General features: G+C 51.6%; 14 protein-coding genes. 3 read left to right on the top strand and 11 right to left on the bottom strand.

The window, feature by feature from the left end:
• Positions 1-77 precede the first annotated feature (77 nt).
• Positions 78-536 carry a DUF3429 family protein gene (locus tag ACGHM3_RS19190; protein WP_345424003.1) on the top strand — a complete coding sequence of 153 codons (459 nt, stop codon included), beginning with the start codon at positions 78-80 and terminating at the stop codon, positions 534-536.
• Here ACGHM3_RS19190 and ubiG read toward each other — a convergent pair.
• From ubiG to ACGHM3_RS19145, 9 genes are all read right to left on the bottom strand, one after another.
• A complete protein-coding gene (ubiG, locus tag ACGHM3_RS19185; protein WP_345424006.1) occupies positions 533-1258 on the bottom strand; it encodes a bifunctional 2-polyprenyl-6-hydroxyphenol methylase/3-demethylubiquinol 3-O-methyltransferase UbiG in 726 nt (241 codons plus the stop codon). The genes ACGHM3_RS19190 and ubiG overlap by 4 nt on opposite strands.
• A 30-nt stretch (positions 1259-1288) precedes the next feature.
• Positions 1289-1858 carry a DUF3833 family protein gene (locus ACGHM3_RS19180; protein ID WP_345424009.1) on the bottom strand — a complete coding sequence of 190 codons (570 nt, stop codon included), beginning with the start codon at positions 1856-1858 and terminating at the stop codon, positions 1289-1291.
• Positions 1858-2391 (bottom strand): chalcone isomerase family protein, encoded by a 534-nt coding sequence (locus tag ACGHM3_RS19175; protein WP_345424012.1) that lies wholly within the window; start codon positions 2389-2391, stop codon positions 1858-1860. The genes ACGHM3_RS19180 and ACGHM3_RS19175 overlap by 1 nt, the downstream gene beginning before the upstream one ends.
• Before the next feature lie 71 nt (positions 2392-2462).
• Entirely contained in the window at positions 2463-2981 is a 519-nt protein-coding gene (locus tag ACGHM3_RS19170; RefSeq protein WP_345424111.1) for a 3'-5' exonuclease, read from the bottom strand.
• Between the two features lie 134 nt (positions 2982-3115).
• Positions 3116-4975, bottom strand: coding sequence for a DUF294 nucleotidyltransferase-like domain-containing protein (locus ACGHM3_RS19165; RefSeq protein ID WP_345424015.1), 1860 nt, complete (start codon positions 4973-4975; stop codon positions 3116-3118).
• A 4-nt stretch (positions 4976-4979) separates the two neighbouring features.
• A complete protein-coding gene (locus ACGHM3_RS19160; RefSeq protein ID WP_345424018.1) occupies positions 4980-5477 on the bottom strand; it encodes a hypothetical protein in 498 nt (165 codons plus the stop codon).
• A gap of 290 nt (positions 5478-5767) precedes the next feature.
• Positions 5768-7498, bottom strand: coding sequence for a sodium:solute symporter family protein (locus ACGHM3_RS19155; RefSeq protein ID WP_390517450.1), 1731 nt, complete (start codon positions 7496-7498; stop codon positions 5768-5770).
• 14 nt (positions 7499-7512) lie between these two features.
• On the bottom strand, positions 7513-7779 hold the full coding sequence (locus ACGHM3_RS19150) for a DUF4212 domain-containing protein (RefSeq protein WP_345424021.1): 267 nt from the start codon (positions 7777-7779) through the stop codon (positions 7513-7515).
• Positions 7780-7977: 198 nt separating this feature from the next.
• On the bottom strand, positions 7978-9315 hold the full coding sequence (locus tag ACGHM3_RS19145) for a DcaP family trimeric outer membrane transporter (RefSeq protein ID WP_345424024.1): 1338 nt from the start codon (positions 9313-9315) through the stop codon (positions 7978-7980).
• Between the two features lie 347 nt (positions 9316-9662).
• Between ACGHM3_RS19145 and acs the strand changes: the two genes are divergently transcribed.
• Together acs and ACGHM3_RS19135 are read left to right on the top strand one after the other, a co-directional pair.
• Positions 9663-11621, top strand: a complete 1959-nt coding sequence (gene acs / locus ACGHM3_RS19140) for an acetate--CoA ligase (RefSeq protein WP_345424027.1) — start codon at positions 9663-9665, stop codon at positions 11619-11621.
• A 346-nt stretch (positions 11622-11967) separates the two neighbouring features.
• A complete protein-coding gene (locus ACGHM3_RS19135; RefSeq protein ID WP_345424029.1) occupies positions 11968-12642 on the top strand; it encodes a response regulator transcription factor in 675 nt (224 codons plus the stop codon).
• An 18-nt stretch (positions 12643-12660) separates the two neighbouring features.
• Here the strand turns inward: ACGHM3_RS19135 and ACGHM3_RS19130 are convergent, their stop codons facing one another.
• Both ACGHM3_RS19130 and ACGHM3_RS19125 read right to left on the bottom strand, forming a co-directional pair.
• A complete protein-coding gene (locus ACGHM3_RS19130; RefSeq protein WP_345424032.1) occupies positions 12661-16176 on the bottom strand; it encodes a PAS domain-containing hybrid sensor histidine kinase/response regulator in 3516 nt (1171 codons plus the stop codon).
• A 185-nt stretch (positions 16177-16361) separates the two neighbouring features.
• Positions 16362-17165 carry a universal stress protein gene (locus ACGHM3_RS19125; RefSeq protein ID WP_345424034.1) on the bottom strand — a complete coding sequence of 268 codons (804 nt, stop codon included), beginning with the start codon at positions 17163-17165 and terminating at the stop codon, positions 16362-16364.
• Positions 17166-17180: the final 15 nt, after the last annotated feature.

Raw genomic sequence — 17180 nt, 5'->3', positions numbered from 1 at the left:
ACGTTGATTGCTTTCGTAGCGGGTTAATCCGCGGACTTGCCGACGGCGTAACTGGCTATTTGACCATGGTTCTTGCTATGAATCCTTTGCAAAAGCGCCTCACCTACGCGGGCACCATTCCCTTCTGGGGCTTGGCCGGCTTTATCTTTTTGGGGGTGAGTGAATTACCGTTGTTGGGTAGCACCCATCACGCTCTCACCCTCTACGCGACGGTGATCGCCGCATTTATGATGGGCAGTTCCTGGGGGAGTAATCTTAGTCAAAGCTCATTGCATGATGACTCATCCGAACGCAAAACTGCGCTGGTGGCCAATGCACAGGCTATTTTATTGTGGCTGGGTGTTATCGCCAGTGACGGCGGACTGCGCTACTTAATTTTAGCAACGTTGTTCGCCTGGGTGTTGTGGTTGGATAGGGCTCTGTTCGTGAATGGAAAAATTACTGCCGATTATTGGTTTCATCGCAAAATCGTCACGGCAATAGTTGTGGTGGTACTAGTGGTAATGAGTGTTTACGAACTAAGCTTTACGAACTAGGCTTTACGGGCATGTAGCATGTAATTAATGCCGGTAAACCGCGTAAGCGCCATGGATTTAGTAAGAGGGTTGACGCGTACGCCGGTGCGGCTCGTAACGGTTAAATTATTGTGCAGCAATTGTTGGTTAATTTCCTCGGGCGTTCTCAACAGTGAATAACGATGGGTGCCTTTGGGTAACCACCTCAATACCGTCTCTGCACCAAATATTGCGACCAACCACGCCAGCCAATTGCGATTAATGGTCGCCACAAACATATGGCCTTGGGGTTTGACTAAAGTACAGCCAGCGGCCATAAATTGTTTTAAATCGGCCACGTGTTCCACCACTTCCATATTAAATACTACATCGAACTGTGCTGCGGTTTGGGCTAAGTCTTCTGCGGTGGTCAGTTGGTAGTCGATGGTGTGGTGCGCTTGTTGGGCGTGGAGCTTGGCGACGTTAATATTCCGCTCCACCACATCGATGGCCGTGACCGAAGCGCCGAGCTTGGCCAAGGATTCACTCAAAATACCACCACCACAGCCGACATCTAAAACCGACATTCCTTCAAGTGGCTTGGCCGTATTTGGCAGGCTGAGCTCAGATCGAATCCATTTCAACCTTACGTTGTTCAGAACATGCAGAGGCCAAAATGGCCCTGAGTCATCCCACCAAAGATCGGCAATTTTGGAAAATTGTTCTACCTCTTTAGGGTCGATACTTGCAGTGTTAATCGGCATGTTGGTTGATAGTGATCCGTGGGCAAAAAATTAATTCTTGGCGGGGCAGTTTTCAAAATTACCGACCGGTGTATCACCTTCTCGGCGAATACTTAGCACCAGTTCCGCGACTTTAAATCCCCATTTTTTTAAGTCGGTGGTGTTAATAAGCGTATCGTTATCCACCAACACCAACCAGTCGTCCAGGGTCAGAACCCACTCTCTGCCGCCCACCGGCACTTTTAACTGGTACACCCAGTGCAGTGTATTACCGGCAACCACACCGTCTGCCACGCCAACGACATCGCCCGCGGTGCCTCGGTATCCTTGGTCGGTTTTGGTTAGCGTCCAACAGCGGGTTTGTTGTTCACCGTCGTCAAATAAAAATGATTCGTCCAGCCAACCGGTGTCGCCATCCCAGCGAGCATCGATGGTGGCTGTGAAACGTCGTTTAACAGTGCCTGTGCGGCTTTTTAATAAGCCATGGGCAACTAAGTGGCCGCTAAAAAAATCTTCCAGCATTAAAGCTGGTTGGTTGTTTTGGTATTCGTAGACCGACGTACTGCAGCCGGCCAGTAATATCACTAGCAGTAGTGCTGCACCGTTAATCCGTTTACCCATTATCGCTCTCCGCGCAGTTTGCTGGCCAATTTAGGGTAACTGGAATCCTGCCCCAGCCAAATGTCCATAAAGGCCCGATTAAATTGAGGGTGGGGCAGGGCACCGAGGTGCTGACCGTTGTAGTAAAAAATGCCGTTACCGTTGGGGTTAAGCAAAAATGCGACCACATCACCATCCGTGACGCTGGGCCACAAGCTTTTTAACGTGGCAGTCACGTCGGTAAGCAGCTCCGGTTCAATACGATCGGCTAGCTGTTGCTTGGTTTTTTCGACTAGTTTGTCTCGGTGTATTTCCCGGCGGTATTTCAACTCCAGCAGCAGGGGTTCTTCCTTGGGCAGGTACTCACCACTGGGCGAGGACAATTGAGCGTCGTATATTCGAAACAGCGCAACCTTTAGCGTGGCAGCGCCAATGGGCTTAAAGTTTGGCGGCGTAGCGTGCTGCTGTGCTGTCTCCGCCGTGGAGAGCACGGGCCAAAGGATTAGGCATAGGAGGACGGCGCGGGTGACCGACCGTATTAGCGTCATCTTCATGGTTTCAGTGCTCGTATTGATTGGTGCATCAATCCAATGATACGAACAGGGCCGCCAGGGTAGATCAGTGATTATGTGTTGCTGCGGGCGTGGCTTTGCTGCGCGGCGTATAACTCCGCCGTGGCCAGGGCATCGTTCAGTGCGTTGTGGCCGGCATAGTAGGGCAGGTGGTACCGATTGCGACACTCGGCCAAGGTCAGGTCGCCTTGTGCAATCACTTTGCCTTGGTGGGTGAGCTTTTGCTTTTCGTTTACCAGCGTGTCCTCATAGGGCAACAGCAAGTCGGTGCCACAGAGGTTTTGGCAAAGTTGATTTAGAAAAGCCATATCCAGGCTGGCGTTATGGAAGAGTAATACTCGGCCCTGGGCTGCCTCTAGTAGTGCTTCCAATAGGGTTTGTGTGTGTTTGCCCGCCAGCAGATCGCAGTCGCGCAGGTGGTGGATGGCGGCGCTTTGGCCAACGCTATTTTCCGCCGCTATTAGGTGATGTTGGGCGGTGTGTAACAGTATTTGCTGATTATCCAACGCCACCCAGCCGGCACTGAGTATTTCGCCATCGGCGGTGCTGAGCGAAGAGGTCTCGAGATCCACCGCCAAAAAGGCGCTTTGATTAGGGGAGGGCAGGCTCTGCCAACACCGCCGTAACAGCGGTGTGCAAGGGTTGGAGGCCTGGAGTTTACTGCGTGAAAGACGCCTGGCGAAGCGGAGATAAACGTTCTGCCAAGTCACCTGCCAAGTCCGGGGCGATAGCGTTGAGAAACGCCTTGTTCGGCATCGGATATCACAGAGAAAGCATCACGCAGCTGCCGTTTTACCAATTTAGACATGCGGTCGGGGTTGATGTAGTTGGACACATCGTCGCCTTTTTCAACTTGCTCCGCCTGATGTTCACAGCGAATTTGCATTATCACGTTCCAGGCGTCTTGCAGATTGCGAGCGTCACTGATGGCAAGTACTTTGGTTTGCATAAGTTCTTTCAACCGAGCGTGGGTATTAATGGCTTTTATACCATTGGCCAGGGCGTGGATTCTGGCTATATCGACAATAATAGCAACAGCTCGGGTTTTTAAGTCAAGGTGTGATCGATGTTCTCCGCTGCGTTCCACCACAAATTGGCGGAATAAACCCAGTGGCGCCGGCGCATCCAGAACATTTTCCGCCAGGGCGGCAATAAAAATGCTATTGCTTTGCGATCGCTCCAGCATATGGTCTTGCAGTTCGTCTACTAGATGGGGGTCGCCATAGATACAGCGCACATCAAAAAAAATACTGACCCGCATGACGGCGTCTTTAGTCGGGGCTTTGGTCCAGCTATCAACGGTGTCTTTCCAACCCCGCAGTGGTTGGCGCCATTGGTCGGTGGTGGCCATGACCTTGCCGTGGCAATAGGGGTAACCGCAGGTATTCAAACCATCGCACACACGGTGCGCCAGGGTTTCAAAATAGCTGGCGTGTTCTGGTTTTACGCTGTCACTGAGCAATAAGCCGTTGTCTTGATCAGCCCCCAGCAATTGTTCGCCCCGGCCCTGTGAGCCAAACCCCATCCAGGCGAATGACACCGGCGGTGGCCCCAGCTCATCAATGGCCATGTCGATTAAACGGCGAGTTACACCATCGCTGATGGCGGTGAGAATTCGGCTGACTTGATGAGCACGGCCGCCCGAGCCGATCCACTGGCTCATTAACTGGGGCAATTGTTGGCAAATTTGCGCCAAGCCTTGCACGCTGTTTTGACGTTTAACGTGGGTCACTAAGTACACTGGGTCGTTTTGCCGTACAAGCATAAGATCCGATGCGGTAACAATCCCCACCAATTGCTGCTGGTTGTTTTCGATGGGAATGTGGTGAATGCCTTTTTCGGTCATAAATAAAGTGGCATCAAACACATTGTCAGAGTCCAGCATGCATTGCGGCGAGGGCGTCATAACTTCGCTTACCAACCGATTAAAGGCAAAATTCCTGGCCACCACTCGAGAGCGCAGATCGCGATCGGTGATGATGCCTAGTAATTCTTCATCATCAATAACCAGGGCGCAGGAAACACGTCTTTGGCCCATGACCAAGGCGGTTTCTTGAATGGTGTTGTCCGGCCGCACACTCACCAATTTGCTGGACATAAGCGTGCTTAGCCGGCGTGTTAAATAGGATGGTGCACTGGTTTGACGGGCAGCTCGCCGTACCCGGCGGCCACGTTGGGAGTGAAAGTAGCGGTCTATGTGCCGGTGTTGCTGGCGCAGTGCTTGGTAGTCTGCCATGGGCAGAAAGTACACCAGGGAGTCTTCGATAAACTCTGCGCCAACCCCGGGCCGTTCTTCGTTAATGCCGTGCAGGTTAAAGCTTTCGCTTTCCGCTAGGCGTTCTATTAATTCTTTTTGATTATCCACAAGCTCCACCGCACCGCTGCGCAAAATGCGCAGGCCGGGGGTGCAGTGGTCGGTATCTAGGTGATCACCACGGCGGTGATATTGAATGACAAGTTGTGTGGCTAGGCGGTCTAAATCTTCAAACTCCAGCTCATCGAAAGGCAGGCTTTCGGACAAAAAGTCGGTGATGAGCCGCAAGTCGTTGGAAGAGATGGCAGGCATTAGGCTATTGTCGTCTGAAGTCTTCGTCGAAGGTGGCTTGGTAGTTCAAAAACGTTAACTCGGTTGCACCGTAAAACAAGCTGTCGCTGGCGTTGACCACCAGTTGTAGCTGTTGTTTAGGTTGCGGTACTTGAATCGTGGCGGTCCACTCGGTGCCTTGGGCGTCGGTGGCAGACCAAGTAGTGGGCTGGGTGGTGGCTTGGTCCATATCGGCCACAGCAAATTGAGCAGATTGCAACGGCTGGTTGCTCGTTAGCGTCAGTGTCAGGGTGCCGTTGTCATTAAATTGGGGAGCGATGCGCACGTTCAGTGCGCCGTTTTTCATTTCACACTGGCCACTGGTGTAACGGCAGTTGGATTTCGCTACCAGCGGGTAGCTCCCGCCATCTTCGGCGGCGTGGGGTTTTTCGCTGACTAAAGTATCCACGGCAAAATAACCAAGGATGGCCAAAATAGGGGTAATGATAAATGCAGCGACGACGTGTTTGTTGGTAAGAATCATACTATAAATGCCTCAGGTTCTTATTATTGGCGTGGGTCAGCCAGTATATAAGCTTGAACCCGAAAAAAGCAGCGCCCCAGAATATAGACGTTACACCAAAGGGTATCGCCCGGAGAGAATTCGAAGGCGCTGCAAGCTGCTTTGGGGGAACAATAGTTCTCGTATCGAAACGGCGTCCTTGCTATTTCGAGGCGAGAGATAAATGGTCTAGCTTTATCTCTCGCCAATTCTCTTACTTAGTTAGGTAATCGAATTGAGTGGCACTGTCCTGTGCCACTGTTTTCTATCACTTAGTGATCGTGAGCCTCGGCAACGCCGCTTGGAACACGAATATGTTCTACTAGGTCTTGTACTTCTTGCGGAGGAGCTTCAGTCGCGTTGGACACGCCGTAGGCAACCGCAAAATTAATGACTGCGCCAATTGCACCGAAGGCATTTGGCTCAATACCCAGGAACCAGTTGGGGCTCATGCCACCCAGGAATTCGGTACCAGGGATAAACATAATGCCTTTGTGCTGGAACACGTACAGTAAGGTTACGGTAATACCCGCTACCATACCGGCGATAGCACCTTCTTTGTTAACACGCTTGCTGAAGATACCCATCATCAATGCTGGGAAGATGGATGATGCTGCCAAACCGAAGGCCAGTGCCACGGTGCCGGCGGCGAAACCCGGTGGATTAAAGCCAAGATACCCCGCCCCGGCGATGGCAAAGGCCATGGCGATCCTACTGGCGTTGAGCTCTGCTTTTTCCGAGATGTTCGGCATAAAGACCCCTTTTAACAAATCGTGGGAAATTGCCGAGGATATTGCTAGCAACAAGCCCGCCGCGGTAGATAAAGCAGCAGCCAGGCCACCGGCGGCAACTAGAGCGATGATCCAGTTAGGCAGTTTGGCGATCTCTGGGTTTGCCAACACCATGATGTCGTTATCAATCTTCACCATTTCGTTGGTTTCAGCGTTGGCAGAGTACTGAATCAAACCGTCGCCGTTTTTATCCTCAAAGCCCAGTAGGCCGGTTTTTTCCCAGTTTTTAAACCACTGCGGACGCTCGTCGTAGGCAAGATATTGGCCGGGTTCTGGCTCAATGGTTTGCATCAGGTTCAAGCGAGCCATACCGGCAACGGCAGGCGCGGTGGTGTAAAGGATGGTGATAAATACCAAGGCCCAGCCAGCAGAACTACGCGCATCTTTTACCTTGGGTACAGTAAAGAAGCGAATAATGACGTGGGGTAAACCCGCGGTACCAATCATCAACGATAGGGTGTACACAAACATGTTTAGCGTACTGCCGCGTACATTGGTGGTGTACTCCGCGAAGCCCAATTCCGTTACCACTTGGTCGAGTTTATCCAAGAGGAAAACATCGGTACCAGAGAGCGTACTACCCAATCCCAACTGAGGCAGAGGATTACCGGTTAGGTTGAAGGAGATGAAAATAGCCGGAATCGTGTAGGCCAAAATCAACACACAGTACTGAGCAATTTGGGTGTAGGTAATGCCCTTCATGCCGCCAAGTACGGCGTAGAAGAAAACAATCACCATACCAATCAAAAGGCCGACCTCGTAACTTACTTCTAGGAAGCGAGAAAACGCCACCCCAACACCTTTCATTTGGCCAATAACATAGGTTACCGAGCAAATAATAAGGCAAATAACTGCCACAACGCGCGCTTTGCGGGAGTAGAACCGATCGCCGATAAACTCGGGCACGGTGAACTTTCCATATTTACGCAGGTAAGGTGCCAACAGCATGGCTAAAATCACAAAGCCGCCAGTCCAGCCCATCAAAAATACTGAGCCGCCGTAGCCCATAAAGGCAATTAAGCCGGCCATGGAAATAAACGATGCAGCAGACATCCAGTCGGCCGCGGTTGCCATACCATTGGCCACAGGGTGTACGCCGCCACCAGCGACATAAAATTCCTTGGTGGAACCGGCCCGTGCCCAAATGGCGATACCGATGTAGAGCACAAAAGTTGCGCCTACAACGATGTATGTAAGAGTTCTTAAGTCCATAATGCTAACCTCGCTTACTCGTCGTCTACGCCGTATTTACGGTCGAGTTGACCCATTTTTATAGTGTAAACAAAGATCAACACTACGAAGGTATAAATAGCCCCTTGCTGTGCGAACCAGAATCCAAGTTTATACCCGCCCAGTGGAATAGTATTGAGTAAATCTACTAACAAAATTCCACAACCGAAAGAAACCACAAACCAGACAATAAATAGTTTTACTACCAGGCTGAGGTTTTCCTTCCAATAAGCTTTGGCGTCTTCTTCAGATTTAAAAGCCATAGTTTGTTCCTCTAGTTATTTTTTGTTCGAATTTTTAAATCCGGCAATACCATAATTTTCCTGACTATTGTATTGCCGTCCTCAAAAACAGTACCCCATACTGCAAGCAGGCAAAAAAGAGTGTATTTTTAAGGTAGGGCGCTGGCCGCGAGGTCAGCCACGCCACGTCCCTGTGGCATAAAATCTTAAAAGTTGGTGTTAGAACACCCACTTGGCCATAAACTGCAAGCGAGTTAAATCGCCACTGTCGCCGCTTTCCAGTTCACGCTCGGCACGCAAAATTTCTCCGCCGAAGGTGAGCTTAGGAACCGGTGAGTAGAGTATGTTGGCGTGGATATCGCTGATTTCTTTGGTAATGCCTTCACCCGCAGAGCTTGGGTTGTCGGCGGTGGAGTAGGCGTAAACAAAGGTGCTGCGCAGTTTGTCCGTCCACTTGTGCTCGTAGGCTAGGAAGCCGCCGGTGACGTCCATGGTTTCGATGCTGCCGTCGGCTTCAATAGCACCGTCGCGGAAAGCGTTCAGCGCAATGTAGCGGCCAAGGTTACCGTGGTTGAGCTGCATTTTTAGTTTGTCGCCATTGTCCATGGCCAACACCCCGGCGAAGCTAAAACCGACACCTTGATCTTCGTCTTCTACGCCGCCAACGCTGTAGGCAAGCTCTCTGAGCACACCGGCGAAGGAGTAGGAGAAGTTGCCTGCTTTGCCGTCGTAACGGGCAATTAAGTCAGGTATGCCATTGCTGTCGTAGTTGTTGCTGTTGAAGCCCACACCGCCATCGTAAAAACCGGAGGAGGGGTTTTCCGCTGCCAAACTAAAGCTCGATCCTCCTTCGAGGCCTTTGGTCCAACGCAACATTTGCTGGCGCATAAAGATAGTGCCGGAGGGTTGGCCAACAAAGTCCACGGTTTCAGGGAAGGTGGCGGCATTGAGTAACGTCGACCAAGTTTGGCCGGCGAGGATGGAGTCGGTTTCGTTGTAAGAATATTTTAAGAAGGCGTGGCGCAAGCTGTCGTTGGCACGGTTGGTAATACGCTCGTCGGCGCCGCCAACGAAATCCAACTCGATGTAAGACATTACACTGCCGCCGGCCACTTTAGTGGTGGTTTTAAAATAGAATCGGCTGGACTTTTGGTGTGAATCAAACACCACGTCGCCATCATCGATGTCGTCGTTAGGGTCTACCGGAATAAGACCTGGGATAACAAAGTCGTCGCCAATGTTGCCGGCGCGTTCGGCATCAGAATAATCACTGAAGATAAAATCCGCCTTAATGTAACCACCGTAGTCAAAGGTTGTTCCGGGCTTTATATCAACCCCGGTTGTGGTCTTCTCGCTACCAACCTGAGATTTGAGGGTTTTGATTTCTTTTTCCAGTTCTTCGATACGATCTGAAACACTGGATTGCGCAGAGGTGGAAGTGGCAGCAAAGACACCGGCGGTGGCCAGGGCGGACGCCATGAGTGTTTTTGCAAGTGACTTGCGGGTGAACAATCTCTGGTTCGATTTACCTATATTTGAGGTGAGTGAGTGGCTCATCAAATGTCTCCTATTGTTATTAATTATCGAGTACTGAGATGAACACATTTCTACAGGGTTTGGATTTAGCCTCCCATTAGCCCTTAGTCGATGCTAGACCAAAGTCGTAGAAAATTGGTTGAGCCAAGCGACTTTGACGCCGACTCAATCAATAAATTCTGCGATCTAGACAAAGGTCTAATTATCAACCACTAGGGGCTAGGCGACACTCGGTTTCGTGCGTAAAAGCCACCGGATTGCCCATAAAATACTATAACGCGCTGAATGAACTACCCTCCTGGGCCTTCGGGGCTGCAATGTAAACTAACACTCGCCACACAGATAAGTTAAAAAATAGAGGGAAAACCATGAGCAGCAATTTATACCCCGTTGCCGATCACGTCCGCGAAAGTGCGCTAATTAGCCCTGAGCAATACGACGCCATGTACAGCGCATCCATCAACCAGCCGGAACAGTTTTGGGGCGAGCAAGCCCAAAGAGTTGTTTGGCGTAAGGCTTTTACCCAAGTCAAAGACACCTCGTTTAATAAAGAAGACCTGCATATTCGTTGGTTTGCCGATGGCGAACTCAACGTTACAGAAAGCTGTCTAGATCGCCACTTGGCGCAGGACGGCGATCGCGTCGCCATCTACTGGGAGCCGGATGCAGAAGACGGTGCCACCCGTGTGATCACCTATCGTGAGTTGTCCGAGTCGGTTAATAAAATGGCTAATGGCCTTAAATCCCTAGGCGTTAAAAAGGGCGATGTTGTTACCGTGTACTTGCCTATGGTGCCAGAGCTCACCATCACCATGCTCGCCTGTGCCCGTATTGGCGCGGTGCATTCTGTGGTGTTTGGCGGTTTTTCGCCGGAGGCCATTGCCGGTCGAATTGAAGACGGTGAATCCAAAATCGTGGTCACCGCCGATTACGGTCTACGGGCGGGCAAGCGGGTGCCATTGAAAGCCAACGTCGATAAAGCAATCAGCCATTGTCCTGAAGGCCAGGTCAAAAATGTTGTGGTTCTAAAGCATACCGGTGAAGCCACCGACTGGGTAGACAGCCGAGACCAGGACTATGCCGCCGTTACCGGTGGCCAAAGCGGTCAGTGTGATGCTGAGGTGATGGGCGCGGAAGACCCATTGTTTATTCTGTATACCTCTGGTTCCACTGGTAAGCCGAAAGGCGTTTTGCACACTACCGGCGGCTACTTGGTTTACACCTCGCTGTCCCACGAGCTGGTCTTTAACTACACCAAAGATCAAACCTACTGGTGTATGGCTGATATCGGTTGGATCACCGGCCATAGCTATGCGGTCTACGGCCCGCTAAGCAATGGCGCGACCTGTGTTATGTACGAAGGCGTACCCAATTACCCAGACAGCGGCCGATTGGCACGCATTGTGGATAAATACAAAATCAATGTGCTTTACACAGCACCCACGGCGATACGCGCTCTAATGGCTGACGGCGACAAGCCCGTGGCAGGAGCTTCTTTGGCGTCGTTAAAAACCTTGGCCACGGCAGGGGAGCCAATTAACCCCGAGGCTTGGCGTTGGTTCCACGATAAATTCGGCCAGCAGCAATGTCCGATTATGGATACCTGGTGGCAGACTGAGACCGGTGGCGTCATGCTAACCGCGCTACCTGGGGTGAATACGCTCAAGCCTGGCTCGGCGAATAAGCCGTTCTTTGGCATCAAGCCAGCCATTTTGGACAACGACGGCAATGTGTTAGAGGGCGAGGCCTCTGGTAACTTGGTGGTGGGAGACAGTTGGCCGTCGCAAATGCGTACCATCTACGGCGACCACCAGCGGTTTATCGATACCTACTTCTCCTCATTTGATGGCTATTACTTCACCAGTGATGGCGCCAAAAGAGACGTCGACGGCGATTACTGGATCACCGGCCGTGTAGATGATGTACTGAATGTTTCGGGTCATCGACTGGGAACCGCGGAGATTGAAAGCGCTCTGGTAGCCCATGATAAAGTCGCCGAGGCAGCGGTGGTGGGTTATCCACACGACATCAAAGGCCAAGGCATTTACGTGTATGTAACCCTCAACACTGGCACAGAACCCAGCGATGACATGAAAAAAGAGCTGGTGAAATGGGTGCGCAATGATATTGGCCCAATCGCCACGCCGGATATTATCCAGTGGGCGCCGGCCTTACCTAAAACGCGTTCAGGAAAAATCATGCGTCGCATTTTGCGTAAAATAGCCACCGATGAGTACGATAATCTGGGAGACATTTCCACATTAATGGACCCCGGTGTCGTTAAAAACCTTATAGAGGGGCACAATGAATTGATGAGTACCGTCTAAAAACTGCAATGTACTTCAATAGTACGATGCCGGGTGCGCTGAGCGCGTTTGGCATCGCTTGTGGTGATTACGCGCATCTATCTTTATACTAGCTGCTTACGCGGTTAGGCGGCCTTGTTTTCACAGGAACCGTGGCTGGCCGCCAAACTTCTACACCGATGGACTAACCTCCTGGCGGTAAGCGGGTGGTTGCGTTGTTACGCGTTTTTGTTTAACGCTAAGAGCAACCTTAAAAGATGCGAAACTATAATAAATCAGTAGTCATCACCCGATCTCGTCGGTATCAAAGAGAGCGCTATTCGATAGTGAGATGTCGCGGCACATTGGGTGAAACTAGGGACTGGCCATGCCCAATAACAATCAAGCAATAAATATTATTATCGCTGACGATCACCCGTTGTTTCGTTTAGCACTAAAGAATAGCCTGCAGCAAAGTTTTCCCAGTTGCAGTATCCTAGAAGCCGAAGACTTTTCTTCATTAACCCACCTATTGGCGCAGAATCCACAGGCCGATATTCTGCTATTGGATTTGCAAATGCCCGGCTGCGAAGGCTTTAGTGCCTTGGTGTACGCCGTGGCTCAGTTTCCGCAGATACCAGTTATGGTGGTGTCGGCGCATAGCGAGCCGGAAATCATTCGGCGTTCAATGGATCACGGAGCCACGGGCTTCTTGCCAAAGAGCGCCGATTTGGCGGTTATGTCGGAGGCGTTACAAACGGTTATTGATGGCGGCCTATGGCAGCCAGAGGGTGCCGACACCGCGGTTGGCGCCAGCGCTACAGAGGAGGCTGTGGCTGATGGCCTAAGCAAGCTTACCCAGCAGCAGTTCCGGGTAGCCAGTATGGTTTATCAGGGCTTGCTCAATAAGCAAATTGCCGCCGAGCTCAACATTACCGAGGCCACCGTAAAAGCCCATATGACCGAAATTTTCCGTAAACTTGGGTTGAACTCCCGCACCCAAGTGGTACTGGCCATGGGCCAGTTGGCGGTAAAACCCCAGGGCGTTGAGGCATTTCGCTAGGGCGCCCGTTATGTCGATCTAGCGTATTAGGCGCCGCATTAAATTGCGTAGAGCTGCCGGTTTTACCGGCTTTTCTAAAAAGGTGTAACCGCCATCGGTAACCAGCTGGCGTAAGCCCTCGGAGTTATCGGCGCTAATAACAATGGCCTTTAACTTGGTTTGCCAGTGCAGGCTTAAGGCCTCCAGTACCTCAACCCCGGTTTCCGTGTCTAGATGATAATCCGCCAGGATAATCGCCGGTGGTTCCGGGTCACTCCAGCGGCTCAAACACTGGCCTAGGCTGGCTGCCGTTTCCACTCTGCAACCCCATTGCTCCAACAAAGACCGCATGCCGGCTCTGATCGCCTCTTCGTTATCAATACACAGCACTGGCACATTGGCCAGGCGAGGGTCCACAGGTTTTGGCGGCGGGGTGATTTTCTGTTCTCGGCCATAGGGGACGGAAATCTTAAATACCGAGCCTTTGCCTAATTCCGAATGCAGGGTAATTGGGTGGCCCAATAGATCGGCCATATGCTTGGCGATGGCCAGGCCCAACCCCAAGCCCTGGGTGGCATTGGATGCTTTGCCCGGTAAGCGCTCGAATTCCTGAAAAATGCGGGCGCGGTCCTTTGGGTCGATTCCGGGGCCTGTGTCCCACACTTCTATGACTAGGCAATCGTTCCTGCGGCGGCAGCCCAGTAATACTTTACCGGTTTGGGTGTAGCGCAAAGCGTTGCTGATAAAGTTTTGTACCACTCGGCGCAACATCTGCGGATCTGAATAAAGCCAAACGTCGGCGGCAACCCAGTGAAATTCAAGCCCGGACTCCGTGGCCAGGGCTTCTGCTTCCTGCGCTTGCGGTTCAAGGATTTGAGCCACATTAAAATGGCAGCGTTGGGCTTGCTCACGGCCAGAGCTGAGCCGCGAGATTTCTCGCAGGCTGTTGATCAGCTCTTCGGTAGCGGCCAGGGCAGAGTCTAGGTATTCAATGTCGTTAATCAGCGATGGATCATTTTGCGCGGGTAATTTTGCCAATTTTTCCGCGGAGGAAGTGACAAACAAGCGCGCGGCATTTACCGGCTGCAATAAATCGTGGCTGGCGGCGGCGATAAATCGACTGCGGCTGTCGTGCACCGTTTGCAACTCCTCTTCCACTTTCGCCCGAAGGCGGTTTTCTTTCTGCAGCGTCTCGTTGAGCTTGGTCAGCGCCTCGGTGCGGCTGGCCACGCGCTCTTCCAGGTGCTGCTTAGATTCTTCTAGCTGTGCTAGTACGCGGTGGTGATCACTGATGTCGGTGTAGGTGGTCACGTAGCCGCCGGTGCTGAGCGGGGTGCCGCGAATTTCCAGTACCGAACCACCGGGTAATATCCGGGTTAAATTATAGGGTTGTTCGCTGCGCAGGCTGGCTAATCTGCGGTTAATCACTACTTCTGGCGACTCGCCGCGTAAATTTAAAAAGCCGCGTTCGGCATTGAATCGGTAAATCGACTCAATTTTACAGCCGATATACAGTAGCCGTTTGGGGTAATTGAAGAGCTCTTGGTACTTTTGATTCCAGGCCACCAAACGCAATTGCTCATCCACCACGGCAATGCCCTGGGGAATATTCTCGAGTGTGGTTTGCAGCAGCGATTGGCTAAATTGCATGTGGCGCGAGCTGCCGCTCACCAAGGAAACCAAATCTTCAATGTGCAGCGGTTGTTGGCGAGCCAATAAGCCCAAGGCGCGGTGGGCAGAGATAGCGCCCATCACCGATGCTAGGTTGGATTCTACGGTTTGCACCACAAAGCGAGGGGCTTTATCGTGGGGCAGTAACCGATGGCCCATTTGGTTTTCCAGTTGTTGCCACAACTCTGTAGAGCGTTCCACACCCAATAAAGGCTCCGCCAAGCTGTGCAGTTGTTGCACTTCAATGTCCGAGGGCTCTAGGTTGCGTCCCAGGCCCAGGCGAATGCCCTTCAGCCGAGTAAACATATCGGCCTGGCGTTGTTCCAACATACTGAGGTTAGAGCGATAGGACAGCCAAACATAGAGCAGTGTATTGAGCCCCATGCTCCACAAGACGCCGTGGCTGAGTGGGTCGAGAAAGCCAAGGCCGAAAAGATTTTGCGGCGACAACCAGCCGATACTCAGTGGGCCATCGAGCACCAGTGGGTGTTGCGCGGTTAAAATATTGGGCAATAAAAGACAATAGGCCCACAACAGCATGCCGGCACCCAGGCCTATCAAAACGGCTTTGGCGCTGGCTCGGTACCAAAACAAGCCGCCCACCAAGGCCGGCGTAACCAGCGACACCGCGGCGAAAGAAATTAATCCCAGCGACGCAAGTGCGCGGGAACTGGAAACGCTTTGCTCTAATAACCACGCCAGCAGCAAAATAATAAAAATGGCCATGCGCCGCATAAATTGCAACGCCCGTCCAAGATTACGCGGTTTTAAAATGCTTTTAGAGCTGCTCCACAACCAGGCTGGAACAATTAGTTCATTGGACACCATAATCGATAGCGCAACGGTGGCCACCACTACCATGCCAGTAGCCGCAGACAGCGCACCCAAAAAGGTAAACGCTAATATCCAAGGCGAGCCAGCCCACTGCGGTAAAATAAGCACGTAGCTATCGGCCGGAAACCCTAAGCCATTTAAAAAACTGGCGGCAGCCAGGGCAATGGGTAAAACTAAAACTGCAAATAAACCCAGGTACAGTGGTACCAGTTTGCGAGCAAAACGCAGATCACTGCTATGGTGATATTCTACGGCCATCACGTGAAACTGGCGGGGTAAACACAGAAATGCACAGGCGCCCACTAGGGTTTGGGTAATAAATGCCGGGGTGAAAAATTGTTGGGTAGTGAAGCCGGGAAGGGTGTCGGAAAAGTTTTTAAAATGGCCTGCTAATTCTGCGGTGGAGCTGTGCAATAGTTGCCAGGCCAGTGCAGCTACCACACAAAATGCCACCAGTTTTACTAAAGATTCTGTTGCTACCGCAGTAATAACGCCTTTTAGGCCCTTGGATTGATTGGCCAAGCCGGTGCCGAACAGCATGGTGAACCAAGCCATAACCACGGCCACAATGAAACTGGAATATTCACCGAGTTGTTGGTCGTTGAGGTCAAAGTGGATGGTGGACCAAGCGATGGCTACGGCTCGCAGTTGCAGCGCAATGTAAGGCAGGGCGCCAATGATCATAACCAGTGTTACTGCTGCCGCCAGCCACTGATTTTTTCCGTAACGCGAGCCAATAAAATCGGCGATGGAGGTGACCCGGTTACGTCTGGCAACCACCAGTAAGCGTCGCACTAACTGCCAGCCAAAGACGAACAATAAAATTGGCCCCAGGTAAATCGGTAAAAACAGCCAGCCGTTGTTGATGGCCGTGCCCACCGCACCCATAAAGGTCCAAGAGCTGCAGTAGACACCAATGGACAAGGCGTATATCACCGGCCGCCACCAGCCTTTTTGCAACGCCGGGCTAAAACGCTCGGCCAACCATGCAATGGTAAACAGTAGGCCGCCATAGCCGAATACAAAGAGTAAAAAGATCTGACTGGTCACAATGCAAGCCTTTATGGTTTTAGCGCAGTAATGCTTGGTGACTCAGCATTATAGGCGAATTTAACCGTTTGCGGGTTTAGCTTGAGGAAGACCGCGGGCGTGTCGAGTGGTTGCGAGAAGCAGGCGTTGTTAGCAATTGATCCTGAAACGACAAAGGTGCCGTTTCAGGATCGGAAGGAGTGTGGTTACACAACAATGTACATATTGTGCTTCATATTGCGCAGTATTTTAGACAATTTTCGGCCTTGAAGGGCAGATCGCAATCCGGTCCGGCGGCTGGCACCAAGGATGATAGCGTCCGGGTTTAGTTCCGCCGAGATGGTGCGCAGGGCCTCTTCCGGCGTGCCCTCGGCGAGGTGGATATTCTCGTTGGGAATGTCCAAAGCCTTGCCCAGTCGGCCTCGATCCGGGTACTGCATGGAATTGGCGTAGGCGTGGGCGATGTGTAATTCGCTGTTGTACACCTTAGCCATTACGCGGCCCATATTGAGCATACGTTTGTTAAGCTCTGTGAGGTTCTCATCACGAAAATCAATGGCCAATAAGATGTTTCGGCAGTTGGGGGCATCGGCGTTACTGATGAGGCCAACGGGCACCGGTGAGTTGCGTAAAAGATACCAAAATTCATCGCTAAATTCGCGATTTCCCTCGACCCCGGGGTTAGAGACCATAATCGAGTTGGCTTCGAATTCCTGGGCGTTATAAATCAGGCTGTCGGCCCAGTCTTTGGTCCAGGAAATCCTTACCTTTGATTTTAAGTTGGCATCATTGAGGCGTTGAATAATCTGCTGAAAATAGCCGCTGTCTCGGTAAACCTTAGGGTTATCTGGACGGGTGTTGTCGCTGGCGGGGTCGATGCCTACCAGTAAGCACATGGTTGGGTCATAGTCTTGAATTTTAATAGACATCACATTGGCGGACAGCTCCAATGCCGGTTGATGATCTTTTGTGGGGTCAACTGCGACGATAATATTCCGCTCAAATGCCATGGTGTTTCTCTCCGT

Origin of the sequence: Halioxenophilus aromaticivorans, assembly GCF_042850945.1 — a bacterium.
Classification (GTDB): domain Bacteria; phylum Pseudomonadota; class Gammaproteobacteria; order Pseudomonadales; family Cellvibrionaceae; genus Halioxenophilus; species Halioxenophilus aromaticivorans.
The sequence above is the reverse complement of the archived record's forward strand: the minus strand, read 5'-3'. Positions and strand labels throughout refer to the sequence as shown.